The sequence below is a fragment of the Streptococcus sp. k-628 genome (assembly GCF_013277475.1).
GTDB lineage: Bacteria > Bacillota > Bacilli > Lactobacillales > Streptococcaceae > Streptococcus.
In genome coordinates this window covers 105,879-128,060 of the sequence record NZ_VMMZ01000038.1, presented here as the reverse complement: position 1 = coordinate 128,060, position 22,182 = coordinate 105,879, and the positions used below count along the sequence as shown (strand labels likewise).

Annotated in this window: 12 protein-coding genes; 6 read left to right on the top strand and 6 right to left on the bottom strand. The window is 37.3% G+C overall.

What is annotated here, in order from left to right:
• Nucleotides 1-19 precede the first annotated feature (19 nt).
• The 6 genes from HT730_RS05775 to pdrM are packed head-to-tail and all read left to right on the top strand — an operon-like array spanning nucleotide 20 to nucleotide 4,832.
• Complete coding sequence (locus HT730_RS05775) at nucleotides 20-775, top strand: DUF4336 domain-containing protein (protein ID WP_173307059.1); 756 nt, start codon at nucleotides 20-22, stop codon at nucleotides 773-775.
• A gap of 11 nt (nucleotides 776-786) precedes the next feature.
• The gene (locus HT730_RS05770) at nucleotides 787-1,440 is read left to right on the top strand and encodes a uracil-DNA glycosylase (protein ID WP_173307058.1); all 654 of its coding nucleotides are present in this window, start codon (nucleotides 787-789) and stop codon (nucleotides 1,438-1,440) included.
• A gap of 9 nt (nucleotides 1,441-1,449) precedes the next feature.
• On the top strand, nucleotides 1,450-1,914 hold the full coding sequence (locus HT730_RS05765) for an 8-oxo-dGTP diphosphatase (protein WP_001135768.1): 465 nt from the start codon (nucleotides 1,450-1,452) through the stop codon (nucleotides 1,912-1,914).
• Between the two features lie 12 nt (nucleotides 1,915-1,926).
• On the top strand, nucleotides 1,927-3,195 hold the full coding sequence (locus tag HT730_RS05760) for a dihydroorotase (protein WP_173307057.1): 1,269 nt from the start codon (nucleotides 1,927-1,929) through the stop codon (nucleotides 3,193-3,195).
• Nucleotides 3,196-3,208: 13 nt separating this feature from the next.
• Nucleotides 3,209-3,469: a hypothetical protein gene (locus tag HT730_RS05755; RefSeq protein ID WP_001105920.1), complete on the top strand. Its 261-nt coding sequence runs from the start codon at nucleotides 3,209-3,211 to the stop codon at nucleotides 3,467-3,469.
• Between the two features lie 10 nt (nucleotides 3,470-3,479).
• Nucleotides 3,480-4,832, top strand: a complete 1,353-nt coding sequence (gene pdrM / locus HT730_RS05750; protein ID WP_173307056.1) for a sodium-coupled multidrug efflux MATE transporter PdrM — start codon at nucleotides 3,480-3,482, stop codon at nucleotides 4,830-4,832.
• Nucleotides 4,833-5,050: 218 nt separating this feature from the next.
• Here pdrM and xerS read toward each other — a convergent pair whose 3' ends face one another.
• The 6 genes from xerS to HT730_RS05720 form a co-directional block, all read right to left on the bottom strand.
• Nucleotides 5,051-6,121, bottom strand: coding sequence for a tyrosine recombinase XerS (gene xerS / locus HT730_RS05745; RefSeq protein ID WP_050261945.1), 1,071 nt, complete (start codon nucleotides 6,119-6,121; stop codon nucleotides 5,051-5,053).
• Nucleotides 6,122-6,668: 547 nt separating this feature from the next.
• A complete protein-coding gene (locus HT730_RS05740; protein WP_173307055.1) occupies nucleotides 6,669-8,219 on the bottom strand; it encodes a ClC family H(+)/Cl(-) exchange transporter in 1,551 nt (516 codons plus the stop codon).
• A gap of 15 nt (nucleotides 8,220-8,234) precedes the next feature.
• Entirely contained in the window at nucleotides 8,235-9,014 is a 780-nt protein-coding gene (locus tag HT730_RS05735) for a ribonuclease HII (protein WP_173307054.1), read from the bottom strand.
• Nucleotides 9,001-9,852 carry a ribosome biogenesis GTPase YlqF gene (ylqF, locus tag HT730_RS05730; protein WP_173307053.1) on the bottom strand — a complete coding sequence of 284 codons (852 nt, stop codon included), beginning with the start codon at nucleotides 9,850-9,852 and terminating at the stop codon, nucleotides 9,001-9,003. Before ylqF ends, HT730_RS05735 begins: the two co-directional genes overlap by 14 nt.
• Before the next feature lie 253 nt (nucleotides 9,853-10,105).
• On the bottom strand, nucleotides 10,106-15,760 hold the full coding sequence (locus tag HT730_RS05725) for an SIALI-17 repeat-containing surface protein (protein WP_173307052.1): 5,655 nt from the start codon (nucleotides 15,758-15,760) through the stop codon (nucleotides 10,106-10,108).
• Nucleotides 15,761-15,801: 41 nt separating this feature from the next.
• The gene (locus HT730_RS05720) at nucleotides 15,802-22,113 is read right to left on the bottom strand and encodes a ZmpA/ZmpB/ZmpC family metallo-endopeptidase (RefSeq protein WP_173307051.1); all 6,312 of its coding nucleotides are present in this window, start codon (nucleotides 22,111-22,113) and stop codon (nucleotides 15,802-15,804) included.
• Between the last annotated feature and the right edge of the window lie 69 nt (nucleotides 22,114-22,182).

The following is a 22,182-nucleotide window of genomic DNA, read 5'->3' as shown; positions in this document are numbered from 1 at the left end:
AACGAAGGAATAGTTAACGATGTTAAGGCCAGAACTTTCTCTTTATGAACCATTGTATACACTAAAGGAAGTTGATCAAAATATCTGGATAGTGGATGGTGATTTGATTCAAATGGATATGAAGATCTTCAAACTTCCTTTTCAGACACGCATGACGGTGATTAAGTTAAATGATGGCAAACTTTGGCTTCATTCTCCTATTGCGCCAAACGAGAAACTCTTTACTGAACTGGACGCTTTGGGCAGAGTCGCTTACCTGATTTCACCAAATAAGATTCACTACGCCTATATTGCAGATTGGAGAAAAAGATATCCTCATGCGCAAGCATGGTCTAGTCCAGGAGTTGAAGAAAGAGCGAAAAGTCAGAATGTCAAGGTGGAATTTGATGCTGCCTTAACAGATAAGGCTCCTGACCTATGGTCTGATGAGATTGATCAGCTTATTTTTAAGGGAAGTTCTGTCATCGAGGAGGTCGTGTTTTATCATAAATCAACTAAAACACTCATTGTAACAGACCTTATAGAGAATTTTGAACCTGAAAAGATAGCTAGTCCAATCCGCAGAAAATTCTATCGTTTAGCTCGTGTAACAGCCCCTGATGGTCAAACTCCTATTGATTATCGGATGACTTTTTTAGGAAGACAAAGGGAAGCAAGGGTTTCCTTTTCCCGTATGTTAAACTGGAAACCGGATAAGATTATACTTGCACATGGTTTATGCTTTTTTAAAAATGGTACGGATGAATTAAGACGTGCTTTTAGATGGATAAGATAAAGGAGGGAAAGATGCAACACTCGTCTTGGCATGCTTTGATTAAGGAGCAATTACCTGAGGGTTATTTTGGGAAAATCAATCAGTTTATGGAGCAGGTCTATTCTCAGGGGACTGTTTATCCGCCCAAAGAAAAGGTTTTTCAGGCTCTCTTGACAACACCGCTTGAAGAAGTTAAGGTGGTGATTCTAGGGCAAGATCCCTATCACGGGCCAGGTCAAGCGCAGGGCTTGAGTTTTTCTGTACCCGACTCTATCCAAGCTCCGCCATCCTTGCAAAATATCTTGAAAGAATTGTCAGATGACATCGGGGTCAAGAAATCTCATGATTTGACAGCTTGGGCTGAGCAAGGAGTCTTGCTTCTTAATGCTTGTTTGACAGTTCCTGCTGGACAGGCCAATGGTCATGCTGGTCAGATATGGGAGCCTTTTACGGATGCTGTGATTCAGGTGGTCAATCATCTAGATAGACCAGTCGTTTTTGTACTCTGGGGAGCTTATGCACGTAAGAAGAAGGCCTTAGTTACCAATCCTCATCACTTGATTATCGAATCAGCCCATCCCAGTCCCTTGTCAGTTTATAGAGGATTTTGGGGTTCCAAGCCTTTTTCCAAGGCCAATGCATTCTTAAAAGAGACAGGACAAGAGCCAATCGATTGGCTTAGATAAGGAGAAAATATGCCTCAGTTAGCGACGATTTGCTACATTGATAACGGGAAAGAACTGCTTATGCTCCACCGTAATAAGAAACCAAATGATGTTCATGAAGGGAAATGGATTGGTGTGGGTGGTAAGCTGGAGCGTGGTGAGACTCCACAGGAATGTGCAGCGCGTGAAATCCTTGAAGAAACAGGGCTCAAAGCCAAGCCAGTTCTAAAAGGTGTCATCACTTTTCCTGAATTTACTCCAGATTTAGACTGGTACACCTATGTTTTTAAAGTGACGGAGTTCGAGGGTGACTTGATTGACTGCAATGAAGGAACCTTAGAATGGGTTCCCTATGATGAGGTTTTGAGCAAGCCAACTTGGGAAGGTGACCATACCTTTGTTGAGTGGCTTTTAGAGGATAAACCCTTCTTTTCAGCTAAATTTGTTTATGATGGGGATAAATTGTTGGATACCCAAGTTGATTTCTATGAATAAAGGAGAAAGCAGATGCTACTAATCAAAAATGGTCGTGTAATGGATCCCAAGTCTGGTTTGGATCAAGTGTGTGATGTTCTAGTCCAAGATGGGAAAATTGTCAAAATTGATCCGGAAATCACGGAAGAAGGAGCAGAAATCTTAGAGGCTAGTGGTCTTGTGGTTGCTCCTGGCTTGGTCGATATTCATGTGCATTTCCGTGAACCTGGTCAGACCCACAAGGAAGATATCCATACGGGTGCCCTAGCAGCCGCTGCAGGTGGTTTTACAACTGTCGTCATGATGGCTAATACTAGTCCAACTATCTCGGATATAGAGACTTTGCAAGAAGTTCTCCAGTCAGCTGCCAAAGAGAAAATTAATGTCAAGACGGTTGCGACCATTACTAAGAATTTTAATGGGCAAGATTTGACTGACTTTAAAGCACTCTTAGAAGCTGGTGCGGTTGGTTTCTCAGACGACGGTATCCCACTTGAAAGCAGTAAAGTTGTCAAGGAAGCCATGGAGGAAGCTAAAAAGCTTAATACCTTTATTAGTCTTCATGAGGAAGATCCAGGTTTGAATGGAATTCTTGGCTTTAACGAAAATATTGCTAAAGAACATTTCCATATCTGCGGTGCGACTGGGGTGGCTGAGTATGCTATGATGGCGCGTGATGTCATGATTGCCTATGCAACTAAGGCTCATGTCCATATTCAGCATTTGTCTAAGGAAGAAAGTGTTAAAGTAGTGGAGTTTACTCAGGGGCTAGGTGCGCAAGTCACAGCAGAAGTAGCGCCACAGCATTTTTCTAAGACCGAAGCGCTCCTTTTGACACAAGGAAGTAATGCCAAGATGAATCCGCCGCTTCGTTTGGAATCAGACCGTCGTGCCGTGATTGAAGGTCTCAAGTCAGGTGTCATCACAGTTATTGCGACTGACCATGCGCCTCATCATGTAGATGAAAAAAATGTTGAGGATATTACCAAAGCGCCATCTGGTATGACTGGCTTAGAAACCTCTCTGTCTCTCGGATTGACTTATTTGGTCGAAGCTGGTGAGTTAAGCTTGATGGAATTACTCGAAAAGATGACATACAACCCAGCCAAGCTTTACAACTTTGAAGCAGGTTACTTGACTGAGAATGGTCCAGCGGACATCACTATTTTTGATGCTAAGGCTGACCGCCTTGTGGACTCCCATTTTGCTTCGAAAGCAGCTAATTCACCCTTTATCGGTGAAACCTTAAAAGGGCAGGTTAAATATACCATCTGTAAGGGACAAATCGTCTATCAAACTTGATAGGAGTTGGAATATGAATTATTTTCGAAAACGTAGGGAGAGAAAAGCAAAATCTAATAGCGGAATTTACTGTCCCGCATCTAATCGTTCTAAAATTCAATATGAAACTAAAGAAAAAGCTGACCATGCGGTTCAATATGATAATGGAGGTTTAGTTAGAAGCTATTATTGTCGTACATGTGCGTGTTGGCATACTACTTCAAAATCTAATAACCCTCCGCTAAGTTTGAAAAACTATGGTCTGAAACTCTTTGGTTTAGATAAATCAGAATAGAAAGAGAAGTATGTATAAGACAAAGTGTTTACGAGAGAAGTTAGTATTATTTTTAAAAATTTTCTTCCCAATCCTGATTTATCAATTTGCCAATTATTCTGCATCCTTTGTTGATACGACTATGACAGGTCAATACAATACCATGGACTTGGCTGGTGTGTCTATGGCAACCAGTATCTGGAATCCTTTCTTTACATTCCTGACAGGGATTGTATCAGCCCTGGTGCCCATCATTGGTCACCACCTTGGTCGAGGCAAAAAGGAAGAAGTTGCGTCAGATTTTTACCAGTTCATCTATTTGGCCTTGGGCCTATCCGTTTTCTTACTGGGACTGGTAGTTTTCCTGGCACCACCCGTTTTAAATCATATCGGACTAGAAGCGCCAGTAGCAGCAGTAGCGGTTCGCTATCTTTGGTTTTTATCTATCGGAATTATCCCCTTGTTGCTCTTTAGTGTCATTCGTTCCTTGCTGGATTCGCTGGGCTTGACCAAACTTTCCATGTACCTCATGCTTTTGTTACTTCCTCTCAATAGTGGATTTAACTACCTCTTGATTTACGGGGCCTTTGGTGTTCCAGAACTGGGAGGTGCTGGTGCTGGTTTAGGAACTTCCTTGGCTTACTGGGTATTGCTGGGGATTTCTGTTCTGGTTTTATTTAAACAGGAGAAGCTCAAAGCCTTGCATTTTGAGAAACGCATTCCGCTTAATATGGATAAAATCAAGGAAGGAGTTCGCTTAGGTCTGCCTATTGGGGGAACTGTCTTCGCGGAAGTGGCTATCTTTTCCGTGGTTGGCTTAATTATGGCTAAGTTCTCGTCCTTGATTATTGCTAGTCACCAGTCAGCTATGAACTTTTCAAGTCTTATGTACGCCTTTCCTATGAGTATCTCATCGGCTATGGCTATTGTCGTTTCCTATGAAGTGGGAGCCAAGCGATTTGATGATGCGAAAACCTATATTGGTCTAGGAAGATGGACTGCCCTCATTTTTGCGGCCTTCACCTTAACCTTCCTTTACATTTTTAGAGGAAATGTGGCCAGTCTTTATGGTAACGACCCAGAATTTATCGATTTGACAGCGCGTTTTTTAACTTATAGTCTTTTCTTCCAGTTAGCAGATACCTTTGCGGCACCCCTTCAGGGAATTTTGCGGGGTTATAAGGATACAGTTATTCCTTTTTACCTTGGTTTGGTTGGTTACTGGGGGGTGACACTCCCAGTAGCTATGGTATTCGACTCTCTAACAGATTTTGGAGCTTATTCTTACTGGATTGGTTTGATTATTAGTTTGATTGTGAGTGGGGCTCTCTACCGTTGGCGTTTAACTGTGATTATGAAGAGATTTGAATCCAGAAAAGCTTGATTTTTAGAATTCCTACAAGCAAAAATATTCTTCCTTATCTGCATTATTTTTGCTATAGTTAAATTAGTAGTAGGCAAATGAGAATTTCAAAAATAAAATATAGAAACAATTGATATTCCACGTTACTTTACTGGTATCAGATATAAAGAAAAAGAAGTTGCTTATTTTTAGCAGCTTCTTTTTTTGATATAATTTTACATAATTTAAAATACGTAAAATTATAAACTATCCAAGGCATTTTTTTGTTCATCATTGACGATATGGGTATAGAGGTCAGTGACTTGTGTACTGGCGTGTCCTAGCTGGTGACTGACCAAAACTTGCGATTTAGTAGCATCATAGAGCCTGGTTGCTAGGGTATGTCGTAGTTTATGGGGGGTTACACGGACTTTGAAGTCCTCAGAGTACTTAGCAACCATTTTCTCAACGCTGGAAGCATCGATACGATTAGGAACACCTCTGTAGAGAGTCAAAAAAAGGGCTGTGTCTGTTTTTTCCGTCTTATAGCGTTGATTTCGAATGGCCAGATAATTCTCTAAATAAGGCTTAGCAAAGGCAGCAACATTGACCGAGTCACGTTTGCCACCTTTTCGAGTGACATCAATAACCATCATCTTGAGATTGAGATCCCTTAGATCCAGATTAACAGCTTCAGATAAGCGGACACCAGATGCCAAGAGAAGGGCGATAATCGCCAAATCACGTTCCTTATTTTTATTAAATGAGGATAGGGCGCGATTTGAAAGTTGTTGTGGATACTCTTGGTCAATATAAGTTAGAAAACCTTCTGTTTCATCACCTAAAAAAAGTTTTTGCTTGATGTTTTCAGCTCTGGCAGCAAGGGTCTCTTTCTTTTTCTTTGTTGAAACTTTCTTCATTACATTACGATAGAAATAAGGTTCGCCCTGGTCGTTTTCAACTTCCTCAGTCAAATACTTATAAAGACTAGAAAGTGCTGACAAAGTCCGATTGATGGTTGTCTGAGAAACTCCTTGCTTGGTTGTATTAGCATTCAGCAAAGGACGTTCACGTAGATAAAGGATAAAGGATTCCATGTCTTTCTTAGACATCTTTTCCAAAACTGATAAAGGAATATCGGACATTTTATCAGCGTTTGAAATACCAGACTCCAAAACCCAGCTGAAAAATCGATCGTATTCCTTAAGGTATTCGTACAGGGTTGTAAAACTGTAGGGCACAGCCAGCTTAGATTGGTAGTATTCCAGAACATACCAGGGCATGATTTGTTTTAGTTTGTCAATTCGTTCCAATAAAATCTCACGTTTCATGTATTTTCTCCATAAATAAGTCTACTAGTAGTATAGCATAGGCTTATATATTTTTCAAGAAAATTATAGTTTTTCGGAAAGATGTTATAGAGCTTTTTAAAAAAGACTTAAATCTGTGTAAAACAGATCTAAATCTTTGGAATTTCTATTGTGAATCATTATCTAGTGCTTTTTCTAGTTTCCAAATACTAAACCAGAATGAAATAGTCAGCAGAATAAAGAAAATAATAAAGAACTCACCCACTAAACTTTTGTTCATACTACATAACTGAAGAGCTATATAAGGAACTATGAGATACAAAATACATTGTATAATTGCTATTGTTTTCTTTTCATGATTTTAATCTTACTGCACAGATTTGATACAGTAAACTCCTTTCTAGCTTTATCATTTCTAACTTAATTATAGTCTTATTTTTAAGAAAGTTCAATTATTTATATGTAAAATTCCTCATCAGTAAAAAATAACCGATCTCATTTCTGAGAATCGGTTTTCTAAATAAATTAAGCTAATTTTTTACATAACGTAAATTATGTAAAAGTTATACTACAACAATAAATCTTTGACTTTCCCAATTTCACTTTTTGGAATAACCAGGTGAATCATATCTCCGAGAAACATTCTAGTTGAGCCGTTAACTGTTTGGCTCTTACCATTATGGACTTGGGTAGTGATGAGGACGTTGTGTGGTAAGTTGAGTTCATGAACTTGTTTCCCAGCAATTTTATCAGAAACTGGTATTTCGATAAGTGTAACTTCTCCTTCGCTGGATACTTCTTCTGGGAGCATTTTTTCCAGCATGACTTCATAGACTGGTGCACCCTTGAGCAAATCCATGATAATATAAGAAACAAGAGTGACAAGACCAAGTGGCATGAGGTTGCGAATATCTCCTACCATCTCAGTTACCAGAATCATAGCAGTTAAGGGAGCTTTTGATATAGCTCCAAAATAGCCACTCATTCCTAGGATAATAAATATAGGGAATTGCTCTTGACTGACAAGTCCAAGATTGACACAGATAACACCAACTAGGGCACCAAGCAAGGAACCGAGAGCCAAAATAGGTAGGAAAATCCCTCCTGGAAGACCACTTCCATAACTAATCATGCTCCAGATAAAGCGAATTAAAAAGTAAGCTAATAGAACTTGGAAACTAAAATCTTGCTCAGTTAAGGAAAGTACAAGCTGATTTCCACCACCAAGGATGTGGGGTAAAAAGATTCCGACTGGTATGATGAGAATAAAAGCAAGAATTGGATAATAAGCTCTATCCAAATGGATTTTTTGACCAAGCCAGTCATAAACTCGACCAACATTGAGTACAGCTTTCTCATAGAGAAAACCTGAAAATCCAAGGAAAATTCCCATGACGAGATATATCCAATACTGATCTAGGGTCATGAGAGGAATGTTATCTGGCATATCCAATACTGGTGTCAAACCGAACATGAGCAGAGACACAAAGTTTGCTACGATGCTGGCTGCTAGAGTTGAGACCCAGAAAAAGCGTGAAAAGTGATGATAGACTTCTTCTACCACAAAGAGAAGTCCAGCAATCGGTGCATTAAAGGCAGCGGCTAGTCCTGCTGCAGCACCACTGGCAATCAAGGAACGTTCCTCTACTGGACTGGATTTGAGCCACTTGGCAATTCCTTTACCACCAACTGCTCCCAGTTGGATACTTGGTCCTTCACGCCCCAGCATGAGTCCGCTGGCAATAGCTAGAATTCCTAGAATATATTTTTTCCAGAGAACGCCCCACCAGTTAAGGGTCATGAGGCCTTTCAGTTCGGCTTCGACTTGAGGAATTCCTGAGCCTTTAATATCTTTTTCAGAGCGTGTCAGTTTGGCACTAAGCCAGCAGATGATTAGATAAAACAGGGCGATAATAAATAAATTAACAAATAAGTGCCCTTGATCTTGATAAAGTCCTTGTATCAGGTGGAAGCCTTTTTCAATTAAGAAACGAAAGGATCCAACGATAATTCCAACAACGAGACCAACAATGATTCCTCGTCCAACTTGGGATAATATAGTACTTGAGGCAAAGGCAAATTCTTTCTTAGAACGGACTATTTCCGACTGTTCCTCCATGGTATTTCCTTTCAATTAACTTTCTTTTTTACCTAAAACCAGTGATTTAACGGGTTCAAAGCTGGTTCGGTGAATTGGGGTAACTCCTAGTTTTGTGAGGCTTTCCAAATGTTTGGCTGTTCCATATCCTGCATTAGCAGTAAAATCATAGCCAGGGAACTGCTGGTCGAATTCCTTCATCAATTCATCACGTGTCACCTTGGCTACTATAGAAGCCGCTGCGATCGAGAGGGAGTTAGCATCTCCTTTGATAATGGAGGTTTGTGAAATTGGTAATTCCAACTTCATGGCATCTATCAAAAGGTGCTCAGGTTGAGGACTAAGCTGGGAGATTGCTTCCTTCATGGCCAGTTTGGTTGCTTCATAGATATTGACTTGGTCGATGACTTGATTATCCATGATACCAATTCCGATTGACAGGGCTTGGTTTTGAACGGCTTGGAAAATCTCCAGATGTTTCTTTTTAGGAATTTTCTTGCTGTCGTTGAGACCTTTAATCTTACAATTTTGAGGTAAAATAACAGCTGCAGCAACTACTGGCCCAGCCAGAGGACCTCGGCCGACCTCATCAACACCAGCAATTAAGGTCAGTTCTTGCTTATAAAGTTTTTTTTCATAGGAAAGCATGGATTCCAAACGAAGATCCTCATCCAATTCTGCCTGAATGGCTTTTTTACGCTTGCTGATTTCCTTTTGAACTCCAGAGCGATTATCCTTTTCAAGCTCTAAAAAAATAGGATTATCTAAGTCCTTGACTGTTGCAAGGAGTTCTTTGATTTCTTTAATCGTCGCCATCGAGGTCTTCCAATGTATCTAAGGTATAGTTACCGAGTCTGCCATCGCGGACTTCCTTCACGAAGAGACTGTAAAAGCGGTCATAGTCATCACGGAAACCGAGGGCACGGGTCATGTCCATAATAATTACAGGCGCTTCTTCTTCAATTTTCATTTGTTTGAAGCGTTCGGCCAGCTTTTCTGGATAATGTTCTTTGAAATAATTGAGGCCAAAAATAGTTACCTCATCCATAGGAAGCAACTGGTCTTTGATAGCTCCAGTCAAGGCTAGTTTCAGTGCAACAGTTTCATCCTCAAACTTAGGCCAGAGAATCCCCGGTGTATCCAAGATTTCCAGATCTTTATTGGTTTTGAGCCATTGTTGACCTTTGGTAACACCAGGCTTGTTGCCGACAACAGCAATTTTCTTACCAGCCAAACGGTTCATCAGAGTGGATTTACCAGCATTTGGAATCCCGATAATCATGGTACGCAAGGTTTCAATCTTGATACCACGTTCTTTTTGGCGAGCAATCTTATTAGCCATGAGTTTCTTAGCAGCATCTGTTACAATTTTTACAGTCACTTGCTCTTTGGAGTTGATAGCCAGCGTCTGAATTCCCTGTGATTCAAAATGCTGACGCCATTCCTTGGTCATTGCTGGATCAGCCAAGTCTGCCTTGTTTAAAATCAAGAGTTTTGGTTTGTCACCAACAATCTTGGTCAACATAGGATTTTGACTAGATAGAGGTAAACGTGCATCCACCAAAATCGTCACAAAATCAACAAATTTTAAATTTTCCTGCACCTGTCGACGCGCTTTAGACATGTGACCAGGAAACCATTGAATAGTAGCCATTGAGTTTTTTTCCTTTCGTAGCAAGGGTTTAGAGACCCTATTTTATTTTACTATCGTTTGAACATAAAGGGTTCTCAAATGAATGATGTTCAAACAGTTTTTTGTTTTATGACATAGAAATCTACCTTATATTATATCATGCCTTCTTTATTTTGTCCGATGATAGCCTTTCAAGTACCCTATATAGAAAAAAGCCATCAAATGATGACTTTTCAGAGGGAGCAAAAAACTGCCCTCTTTATATTTTAAACATTTAAATGTCTTCTTTAAACAGTTGGTTAAAGAAACCGTCTGTGTTTTTAAGAAGGGCTTTGAAGACCTTAGATTTAAGAGTAACAGTGTGAGAGAAGTCATCTGGTTTCTTCAAATCTTCTTCAACTGCCTTAACAAAAATATCTTTCAATTGTGTATAGTTGGTAATTTGTTTACCGTCAATTTCAATAGCAGTAAATCCTTGTTCTGCTTTAGCTTTAACATCGTGATACCAATGTCTCTTCCACTCTTCAAGTGTCTTGAACTTGTCTCCAGAAACTTTCTTAATAATGAAATCATCACCTAATCTACCCTGGTTTTGTTTATCAGCTTCACCTTGATATTTGCTAGATACATAACTAGTGAAACCTTTGTCATATCCATAATAACCCCACATACGAAAAGCATTGTGTTTGAAGGATAGAGAACCGGGGGCACCTGGACTCGTATTACCACCGTAAATACCTGCCATCATATTGACATTGACATAAGCCGTACCAAAATCTTCTGGGTGGAAGACCTTATTGCCTGGATTTCCGTGAATGGTCATAAAGTTATTATTTACCAAGTCATCGATGGTTTCCAGTTTGGTTGTTTTCTCAGCGTCTGTCAAGTCACGCACTTTGTCCCATTGGTGAGGACCACTTAGTTTATTTCTATCCATTGGTCGACGTGTTTCGCGGTCAATTTTCTTGAACCACTTACTATTGTCACCTTTAATCTTAGGAAGAACAGCTTCAGCTTCAGCATAATCAAGCATCATCATAGCTTCATTGTAGTTCTTCATGTAGTGGTCGATTTGGTCACGTGTTTGAAGTTTGTCAGGGTCTGGATTATACCACTGGTTTCCATCATTTGGACGATGATAGGCCATGTTAAGACCTAACGCACCATACTCACCATTTGTTGTTGACTTATCAGGAGTTTGTAACATTCCTTGAGCAAAAGCTTCCAAATCCGTACCTTGACGATGGTTATGTCCTCCAAAGTAAGCTACACGGTCATTAATGTGTGTGGTTTCATGTGTGAAGGCAGAGATACCAAACGGGTCAAGCATATTGGTTACCATGAAGAATACTTGCTCATCTTTCCACGGTTTATCGTAGATTTTCGCCATCGCTCCCATAGCTCCATTAACTTGATGCCAACGGTTAGTCGGGCCGAATAGTTCACGAATAGGAGATACCACGGTTCCACCTTTTCCATAACCTTGACGATTTGCATCCTTAATTCCTTCATAAGTTTGATTATCCCAAACAGGTGTTGGTACCATATACTCGCTCTTCAAGAGTTTATTACGAACACTTGGAAGAGCTAAACGAGACCAGAAATCAAGATAAGTTTGTTGTGCTTTAGCGACTTCATCAATACGTTTCTTCAATTCCTTACGTTCTTCTTCAGTGTTCTTACCATATTTCTCAAATGAACTATAAGCCATCGTGTTATAGGTTGAAATCATAAAGATATGGGCTTTCTTTAAGTTGAGCAATGGTAAAATCATACGACCGTGAACGTCATTATTTAAACCGTCAAATACACGATGTCGCTTATCTTTAAAGGCTTCAGTAGTTGTTTCAGGCTCTGCTACATAAACGTTTTTCGCAGAATGAATAAACCAGTCATTCAAATCTTTATCTTCTGTAAATAAACGCATATTATAGTCTAAGAAGCTACGTAAATCACCTTTACCAGTTGCACCAGCAATCACTTCTTTGTAGGCATCTTGTGTACGGTCACCTTTCAAGAAATGTTCTCTTGAACCAATTTGAATCAAACGGTCTAGTACACTTGGTGTCTTACCATAGAAGTCCGGTTTGAACATCATGATATCCTTGATACTCAAATCACCATATTTGATATCATAGTAACGATTAAGATAAGTCAGTCCCATTATAATCTTAGCTTTATTATCTTCTACTTTCTTGAGTAGCGATTTCATCGCGGCAGCATCAACGTTTAATTGATGGTCTTCATTTTCGACCAAGGCTTTGACGAACTTATCTAGATTTTGCTTCACTTCGGCAAAACTTTCTTCCAAGTATAGATTACGAATATATCCATCTTTACGAGCATTTGTATTTTCTTCTGACTTCTTACGTATATCCATTAATGCGCGTACTTCAGCTGAAATTAGGTCAACACTTGAAAGTCTTTCTTTCACATCCGCAATCAGTTTGTCCCGATTTTTAACAACTATATTTGGTGTATAGACAATGTTTTGACCTGCTACATCATACTCTTTTACTTGAGCTACTTTAGAATCAGCTTTATCGGTAACTACCATTTCTTCTTTAGTGCCATCCGCATAGTGAATCATAATCTTATCAATATCTGATAAGTCCGTCACAAACTGACCATTCTTCATACCCGTTACAGACAGAACGGTTTTCTTAACAAGATTGGACTCATCTGTTAACTTATTCCCTTGGTTTACAATCCACTCCTTATTATAAAATGGCTGCAATTTTTCCAAGTTTCGATAAGCTACTTCTCTTGTCTCTTTATAATCCTGAATCGCTTTATAATCAGAATCTCTATCGATGATACGATTTAACTTGTTTACGACAGGATCTTGAATAGTAAAGGTGTTGGCTGTGATATTCATCTTAGCGATTTTAGCATCTGCTTCTGCTTGAGAGATACCAGTAATACGATTTGAATGTTTGTAGGAAGATAAACCACTTGCAACACCATTTACATAATTTACACGTTTGATATTATCTAATCCAAAATATTGGTCATTATCATTCAAGGCTGGTGAACCATAGACAATTTCACCATTATTTACTTTAAGCATTGTTACGACATCTTCAATAACACCCCAGTTAAAGTTGTTATGAATTACACCTCCACTTTCGCCATGCTGAATCAAATTCATAGTACCTTTTATTACAGCATTTCGGAGAAATCCTTTTTTACCTACTGTCATCGAGTCAATACCATGATCTAGTTTACCAATTAAACCACCATATTTAGATTTATTGGCACTAATCTTAGCATCAACGTAAGCTTTATCAACGTTACTTATCCAACTTTCGCTGACAAGTCCACCAGACCACCAGCCTTTATCTCCAAGACTGTTAATCTTGCCAATAAAAGCTACATTGCGCATATTAGCTTCGTCTAACTTATTAACAGCACCGGTTACATCGTTATTTCCTGTTACTGAACCTACTACTTTGATATTCTCAAGGGTAGATTTCTTAAACATATTACCAATAGGTGCAACTTTATCAGCCCAAGGCATATTGATATCTACATTACCTAAGTTAAAGTTTTTGAGTGTAGCACCTTCAGCCTCATTAAACAAAGGTCTTTCTAAGTTATGAATCGTGTACTGATGGTTCTCTACACTTGATAAAGTACCTCTAAACTTAGCCATAACATAAGCTTTACCTGCTGGCTTAACGTTAACTGCATTCAAATCTGCACCAAGTTTAAACTCACCGGTAGGATTTGCTTGCATATCTTTTGCTAAATCATGGAAATTGTAATAAACCTTATCCTCGGTAGCCCTCGGTTTTTCAAGATAATAAGTGTAAATGTCTCTTAACTTACCGTCTTTATCACGTTGAACTAAGTCAGGTGCTTTTGCCGTTACCTTGTAAAGCTGCTTACCTTCTTCAATGACCTCTTCAATCTTATCAATTGCTAAACGAGTCACTTTGTTATCCCGAGACGTCACTTTGAGATAGTATTTTTCAGTCTCTGTTGGTGTCTCAGTCAGGAAGTCCTTCAATGTTTCTGTTCCATCTTCTTCTACTTTTACAAGATTTGTTGAGGTAATGTTTTTCAACTCAACTTTTTTCAAATCCAAGCGAAGTGGTTTCTCTTCTAATGTTGCAGTTTCTTCTCCCTTGCCACGGTCATAGGTCATAGTGGTCTCTATCTTATAGTCCTTGTAGAATTTTAAATCTTCTACCTGCTTATCTAATTGCTCTGAAGTTAAATCTACTGTTTTGACAATTTCATTTCCATCTTTAATTGTCGCAGTAATTTTATTGATCTTGACTCCATCTGTATTAACCAAATGATAAGAAAGATTTGCGGAGCGGTCTAATACATTTGTATCTGTCCGCTCCAAAGTCAAAACAGGAGCCGTTTTTTCTTTAGGCTTTTCTTTTGTACCTTTTACAAGAATTTCAGGCTTCATTTCTTTCAAAATAGTTACTGTTTCAACTGGTCCACTAATTTTTTTGCCATGTAACTCTTCATAGCTAGTAACAATTTGACGTTCGCCATCCTCACCAACTTGTTTAACAGAATCATCGCCTATAAATTTGGTAGGATCAGATTCTTCTATAGTCGTTTTAGAAATAGTCTCGGTCCGGATATCGGTATGTAAAGAAGGCAACTCTTCTCTTTCTGATGCAACTTCTGAAACTGTAGATATTGGTTCAGTATACTCTGGAATGTCGTTAACAGGTGGTGCAATCAAGTTTCCGTTTTCGTCCACTCCTGTTGTACCTACTGGTTCAGTATACTCTGGAATGTCGTTAACAGGTGGTTCAATCAAGTTTCCGTTTTCGTCCACTCCTGTTGTACCTACTGGCTCAGTATATTCTGGGATGTCGTTAACAGGTGGTTCAATTAAGTTTCCGTTTTCGTCTACTCCTGTTGTACCTACTGGCTCAGTATATTCTGGGATGTCGTTAACAGGTGGTTCAATCAAGTTTCCGTTTTCATCCACTCCTGTTGTACCTACTGGCTCAGTGTATGCTAGTTTCTCATGAACTTCAGGCTCTACCAGATTACCATCAACTGGTGCTGTATGTTCAGATTTCTTATGAACTTCAGATTCTACAAGGTTTGCACCTATTGGTTGCGTATATTCAGGCTTCTCTACTTTAGGCGCCAAATCAGGAACTGTATTTACCGGTTCAGTATATTCTGATTTTTCATGAATTTCAGGCTCTACCAGATTACCACCAACTGGTGCTGTATGTTCAGGTTTCTCTGCTTTAGTTGCCTCGTTAGGAGCTTCATCTGGAGCCATATCTACAGGTTTAGTGTATTCAGGTTTGTCAGTTTTAGGCGCTTCATTAGGGATACTTTCATGAATTTCAGGCTTTTCTGATTGAGTAAATGATGTGTTTATTTCACTTTGAATAGAACGAATCACCGTTTTATCTGGCGCTAGAATATCCTTTGTCCCCTCATCCTTATGTTGAATTTCTGAAATTGCATCATCATCAAGGGGGAAGTATCCAATATAACGATATCCAGCAATTTGAACTACTCCTTCATTACTTGAAGCTTTCAAAGGATTGTTTATATCGAGTGCTTGCATGCTAGAAAGACTGATTAGTCCAATCGTAGTAACTAAGAACAAACTACTAACTTTTTTCTTTTTATGAACCAAAAGGACTAAACTACCAACAGCTAATAGACCTAAAGCTGTAAGCAAAGAAGTCGAGGATCCTGTTACAGGAAGAGCTTCCTGCTGATAAATAAGAGCATAAGTTTTCTCATTATCAGTAGGAATTCCTGCCTGAATCTTTGTTTGTTCTTCTTGTGTAAGAGAGCTTTTTTCAATGTAATGATAGGTAGAAGCATGAATGATTGACGGTGCAACCAAGATACTTCCGAGTAATACCGAACCAACAATCCCACAGATTTTTCGGATTGAAAACCGTTCTTTTTTAAATAATGACAAGCGTAATCACCTTCTTTAAGTTTATTTTCTAATAGTAAACACTATTTTTTATTCTCAAAAATTGAACTTCTAAAATCATTTGTTTGGTCAAGATAGGCTTTATATATTGCTTTTTTCAATTTTAGAACTCTACTATATTCAGGATAAATATTTACACGTTCATCCTCTGCATCAGCTTTGACAGCAGCAGTTATCATACTTTGAAGCTCTTCTATATTTTTTATTGTCACTCTATCTTTTCTGAACCAATTTCCATTTGGGTTATCGAAGCTAATGCTCATTAATTTATTAAATTTAGCTTTTCGCTCTTCATACATTGCTTTTTTAAAGTCTACCCAAGATGAGTAACTATTATTAAATATTTTTTGAAGTACTAACTCATCAGTTACATTACCAACTTCCTTACCATATGACTTAATCACTTTACCTTTAGCTTTCGCTTCTTCTGCGTATTGATTAGAAATATATGGTACCATTCCATCTTTAAATCCTTTTGCAGCTAACAATTCAAACGCCATACGACGTCCCATTAAATCACCCGGCGTTCCTTCATTATTACTTAAAGCTGAATATATTGGTGAAAATAGTTTAATTGTATAATAGCCATTTCGTTTAAAGGTATCATCATTTCCATTTTCGTATCCTCTTCTTGTAATAACGTCATTTTCTATTAAACTATTAAATGTAGTTAATTTGCTAAGTTCACTTTCATTTAAGTAACGAATAGTATTAGTTGCATATGCTTTACTTCCGTCTGGATCCGGTTCAAATTTATTTTCTATTTTTCTCAACAACTCATTTTTCTTAGAAATATCTAAGTTAACAACTGCATTACCTTCTAGATATTCTAGCATATAAATTACATCAAACAGATTATGCATATATTTTTGCAAGTCTTCTGCATTATTAAATCGTTTTGTAGGATCTTTTACCTGAAGTCTAGTTGGATCTTCTGATTTTTCATACTTCAATATAGAGTTAATCGTAATAGTAGGATCATCAGGATGATCAGGAGCTTGTAACAATCCTTTAGCATAAAACTCTGGTCCAAGTCCATTTCGTCTTCCATAGCCTCCAAGATAAATTTCTCGATCTGAGTTATGTGTCATTTCATGTGTATAAGTTACCGCACCATCTTTATCAAGCATACGATATGCCATATAATAGAATGCATCCCCTGTAGCGTAGGCTCCATTAGAATTATGAACAACATTATTTCCCGCTGGACCGAAGAAATGTTTTATCGCTGGATGATTAGTTTCAAAATTAGCTTCTTGTATCTTATTATCTTTATCATTTCCAAATCTAAATGCATCATAGACTAGAACACTTCTATATAATTTTTCTTTATTTTTATCATCTAATATTTTATACCAATAATCATAGTGATCTCTAAATCTAGCTGCCGCTTCTTTAGCTTTTGTCTCAACATAGTCATTTAAATTAGTTCCTGCTGGATGTTCTTTACTTCTATATCTATCATAAGCCCCAAATCCTATAGTCGAAATGTTCGCAATCATAAACACCGATTTTTCAGGTAATGTTAATAGCGGCAAGACCATACTTGGGTATTTCCAAGATGGGCTAGTTAATCTATCATATACTCCAATTGAATATGGACTACCAGCTATTGATTGCTTATCACTTACTTCTTTAATTGTAGATTTTTCTTCTACAATATAGGCTTTAGTTTGTTCTTTAAACCACTCGTTATTTGTTTTATCTGGTACAAAAGCTTTTCTATATTTTTCTAATGCATCAAATAAATTATTAGTTTTATAATTTTTTGCTAATAAAACGTTATAAGTTATAACATTATTTTTCGCTAGTAAATTATTAAATCCAGATTTACCTAATTCGATAACATTATCTAACGCTGAACTATTTGATTTACCAAAGAAATCCAAGTGGTACATAACTAAATCTTTCGCTTTTGTTTCACCATATTTGAAATTGTACCAACGCTCTAAGTATGTTAATCCTAGAAGTAATGCTTCCTTATTGTTTTTAATTTTTTCAATTACATAATTATCTATTACCTTATTGTTATTTTCTGCTATTGCAGCATCTGCAGTAAGAAGTTTCGTCAAACTATCTTTCAAATTAGTTTTTGTAGTATTGAATTGATCTTCTAAATATAATTCCGTTAAGCTAACATCATTAGAAACATCTAATACTTTTCTAATTGCGTCTGATTTATATTCTATACTATTTAACGTTGGTAATACTTTATCTAAAATATTATTATAATTGCGAAGTAATGTATTTGGTGTGTAAATTAATTTTGTATCGCCTATTCTATACTCAGCTACATTTGAAAAATCACTTTGATAATTTACATTAAGTTTCTCTGATGTATTGTCTGCGTAATATAGCAATAATTTATTTATACTTGATTTGTATTTGTTAATATCACTAATTACTTCATTATCTTTCATTGGAACAACTGATAATAATTCTTTATTATAAAGATTACTACTTGACTCTACTAAATTTCCGTACTTAACTATTGTTTCTCTATTATAGAATGGTAATAGTTTTTCTATATTTTTATATACTTTTTCTTTTGATGAATCAGCATTCTCAAGACTTCTATAGTCAGTTACATATCTAGAAGAGAAGTTAAAATCTTCTGTTTTAGTAGTATTTTTAGATACAAAAGCAGCTTTTTTCTCTCTAATTTGTGCGTCTTCTAATACTTCTCCTCTTTGAACAGTAGAATCCTTAGTTAAGATTTCATCATCTTCTTGTACTACGTTTACAACCTTATTATTTTTGTTGCTATATACATGATTTGCTTTCATGTCAGTGAAATCTTTTCCAGTTATTGCATTACCGTTCGTAACATTAACATCGCTTAGCACATTAGATAGTTGACCAGATTTTTCTAATCCGCCTACTGGGTCCCAAAGATTACCAACTACTCCACCAACGTTTGCAAAACGTTGCACATTATTAAGATTTCCTTCAGCATAACTATTACTAATTAGCGCACTATCTTCTACTGCACCAACTATTCCACCAATAGACTGATCACCTTGCGTTGCATTCGTCGCCATATCGATAGATGCAATCGACTTGTCTATTAATGCTCCCGAACCAGAAAGTTTACCTACTAAACCTCCGATTTGATAACTAGCAACTGTTTTATATGTATTAGTTATTCTACCTGTATAGCTACTGTTAGAAATAGTAGAATTATTAACTTGTGATACTAATCCTCCTATTCCATGTTCACCAGCTATCGCTCCATCAGCATGAACATTACTAATTACAGTTCCATTTCTCGCTTCTTTTGCAAGTGTTGCAGCATCTTCTTTTGCTGAAATATTGGCATCTTTTAGTGAAAGATTTTCTACTGTAGCACCATTTAATCCTCCAAATAATGGTTTTTTCAAATTATAAATAGCATAATATTTCTCATTATTTGTACCTACTAATGTTCCATGGAATTCATTTTTCACATAACTTTCTTGACCATCTGGAAGTTCAAGTTCACGAGCATCCATAGTTGCACCTAAACGGAATGTGCCATTAGGAGTGTTATTCATTGCATCTACTAAATTTTTAAATGATGTATAGACACCAGTTTCACTTTGCTGAGTTTTTGGTAAATAGTATGTATAATTTTCTAGTACATTATTATTTTCATGTTGTATCAGATTATTTACACTTGCTACTATTTTATAAACATCTCTATTATCTTTATTAGCATTAGTAATGCTTGTAACTGGTAGCATCACATCTTTAAAATTCTCTGATTTAACTTTCATAAAGTAATTTTCTGCATTACTTGGTAAAGAAGCAAGTGAAGTTACATGTCGATACTTATTACCATCTTTTGAATATAGTTCTACAGAAGATATATTTCTAAGTTCTAATTTCTTAATAACTTCTTTTTCATCTTTAGCGTCATCTTTTTTCTCATCTTTATGACGATAAAGTTTATCGTATACTGGGGTAATTTCATTACCTGCTATAATGCTCTTAATCCAAGCTAATTGTGTAGGAGATAAAATCAATCCGCCTGAGCGATTTTGTGCTCCATTTTGATGCACACCAATAACTTCACCATTAGCATTAAATATTCCTCCACCACTCATACCAGGATTTCCACCTTGATATTGAACACCGTAGGTGTTATTCGCATATTCTTGTTCCATTTCTACCGTAGCATCTTTTAAGTGAGTGTATTTCCCAGCTGGATATCCATGAACATTTAGTTTGTCATTAAGATTTACTTTAGTATAATTTTTAACTAATTCTACATGTTCTCTGCCAGTTGTTTCAGGTAGCTTAATCACTGCTAAATCATAGATAAATCCTTTTGGATAATCTTTTTTATTATAAAAATGAATATTGTTAGCAGTAAATGTTCCTTTTTGTCCATCAGGAGTCACCCACTCATATACGTTTTTAGATTTATCACCTCTAAATTCGCCCGTAGTATTATCAGTAGAATTATTAATGAAATTATGTGCTACTGTTAAAAGTACATTTGGTGCAATAAAAGTAGCTGATCCTACTCCAGTAACCTTCGACGAATCTGTAATAAAGTTCATATTAATTAATGCACTAGATTTTTTCTGAATACTCATTTCTTCTGGTGTATTAGTATTTTCATTATTTGATTTAGTCTCTTCTGCACTAGGTTGTTCAATTTTACCAGTATAATCTTTCGGTGCTTCTACTTTCTCTGGCTCGACTATCGCTCCGGCTTGCACCCCTGTGTATTCTGGTAGCGGTGCTACCTGCTCCGGTTCAACAATAGCACCAGCCTGTGGACCTGTGTATTCTGGTAGTGGTGCAATCTGCTCAGGTTCAACAATAGCACCAGCCTGTGGACCTGTGTATTCTGGTAGTGGTGCAATCTGCTCAGGTTCTACTATTGCTCCAGCTTGTACGCCTGTGTACTCTTTTGGTGGCTCTACTTTTTCTGATTCTACTATCGCTCCGGCTTGTACGCCTGTATATTCTGGTAGAGTGGCTACCTGTTCTGGTTCACCCTTGTCTGCTACAACTGCTTCGGGTAACTCTGGTTGTACTTCTGGTTCCTCTTTTTCAGTCACAACTGCTTCGGGTAACGCAGGCTGGACTGCGGGTTCAACAATAGCTCCAGACTGTACATCCTTATGTTCTACACCAGTCTCAGGTTGTTCCGTTATAACTTGAGTTTTTTTAGTACCTTTTTCGACTATTCTTGAAACAGGCGCAGTCGTTGAAGTTGAAACAATTTCTCGCGAAACTTCTTCCTTGTTTACAGAGAATATTCTGATGACTTCAACTTTTTTACCTAATGTACCTTCTTGTTTTACTCTTACAGTTCCTTCAGCTAAATCAGGATTCTCCTGAACTTCTTCTTGAAAATCTATTTTTGTCTCTATAGTTTCATCACGATATAAGAGTTCAGGTTTGTTCAATTGACCTGATAAAACTTCATCCTGTGGATTTAGTGTATTTACCCCAGTCTTTTCCTTTGGAGAATTCTTCTCCTCTTTCTTCGTCTCTAGATTCTTATGTTCTGCTAATTGTGATTGAGAATCTGAAGATTGTTTCTCTTCTTTTCTTGGATTGATTAATTCAGTAGAGAAAGGTTTTTCAACTACTTGAACTTCTGTCGGCTTAGTTGAAGAAGCTGTTTTTTCTTCCTGAATAGCTTGTACTGTTGATGGATGTTCTACAAAATTCGATGTAACACTATAATCTACCTTTTGTTGATTTGTTGGAGTAGCTAATGATTTCTCTTGATTACTTACTTCAGAATCAGAAGTCGTTTTCCCCTCTTTAATATATCCAATATATGTATAACCTGAAATGTCTTTAGGAAGAGGTAATTTTTCTCCAGAGGTCAATTCATAGTCCGTATTGTAATTTAGCAAAAGATGATTTTCTAAAGCATGGGCTGAAATTAGGACACCATTTCCTATCCCTGCAACCAATACTAAATGTAGTACCGTTTTGTTCTTAACTTTTTTCTTGGAAACAGCAAAAATTAAAATCCCCAGAGCTGCTAAGCTAGTACCAGCAACTAAGGCTTGCATCTCATTCTTACTTCCGGTATTTGGCAATTCCGCCAGTTGATTTTGGGAATTTAACTTATAAACAAGATAATAAGTCTCATCATCATTCTCCACGTATGTCGGAATATCATAAACGAGCTGATTCTTTTCTTCTGATGATAGCTCTGACTCTGTCACATATTTATAGTGAACTCCCGCAGTTTCCTGAGCATCCACAGATGAACTAGCTAATACAGACATAAAAAATAAACTTGAAATCGTTGCAGATACAAGTCCTACTGATAATTTTCTAAATGAAAAACGTTCTTGTTTTTCACCAAAATACTTTTCCATGATTCCTCCTTGAAATACAATTTATAAATGTTACAGAGACCTTTATTATATTAGTGTATTATCTATAAA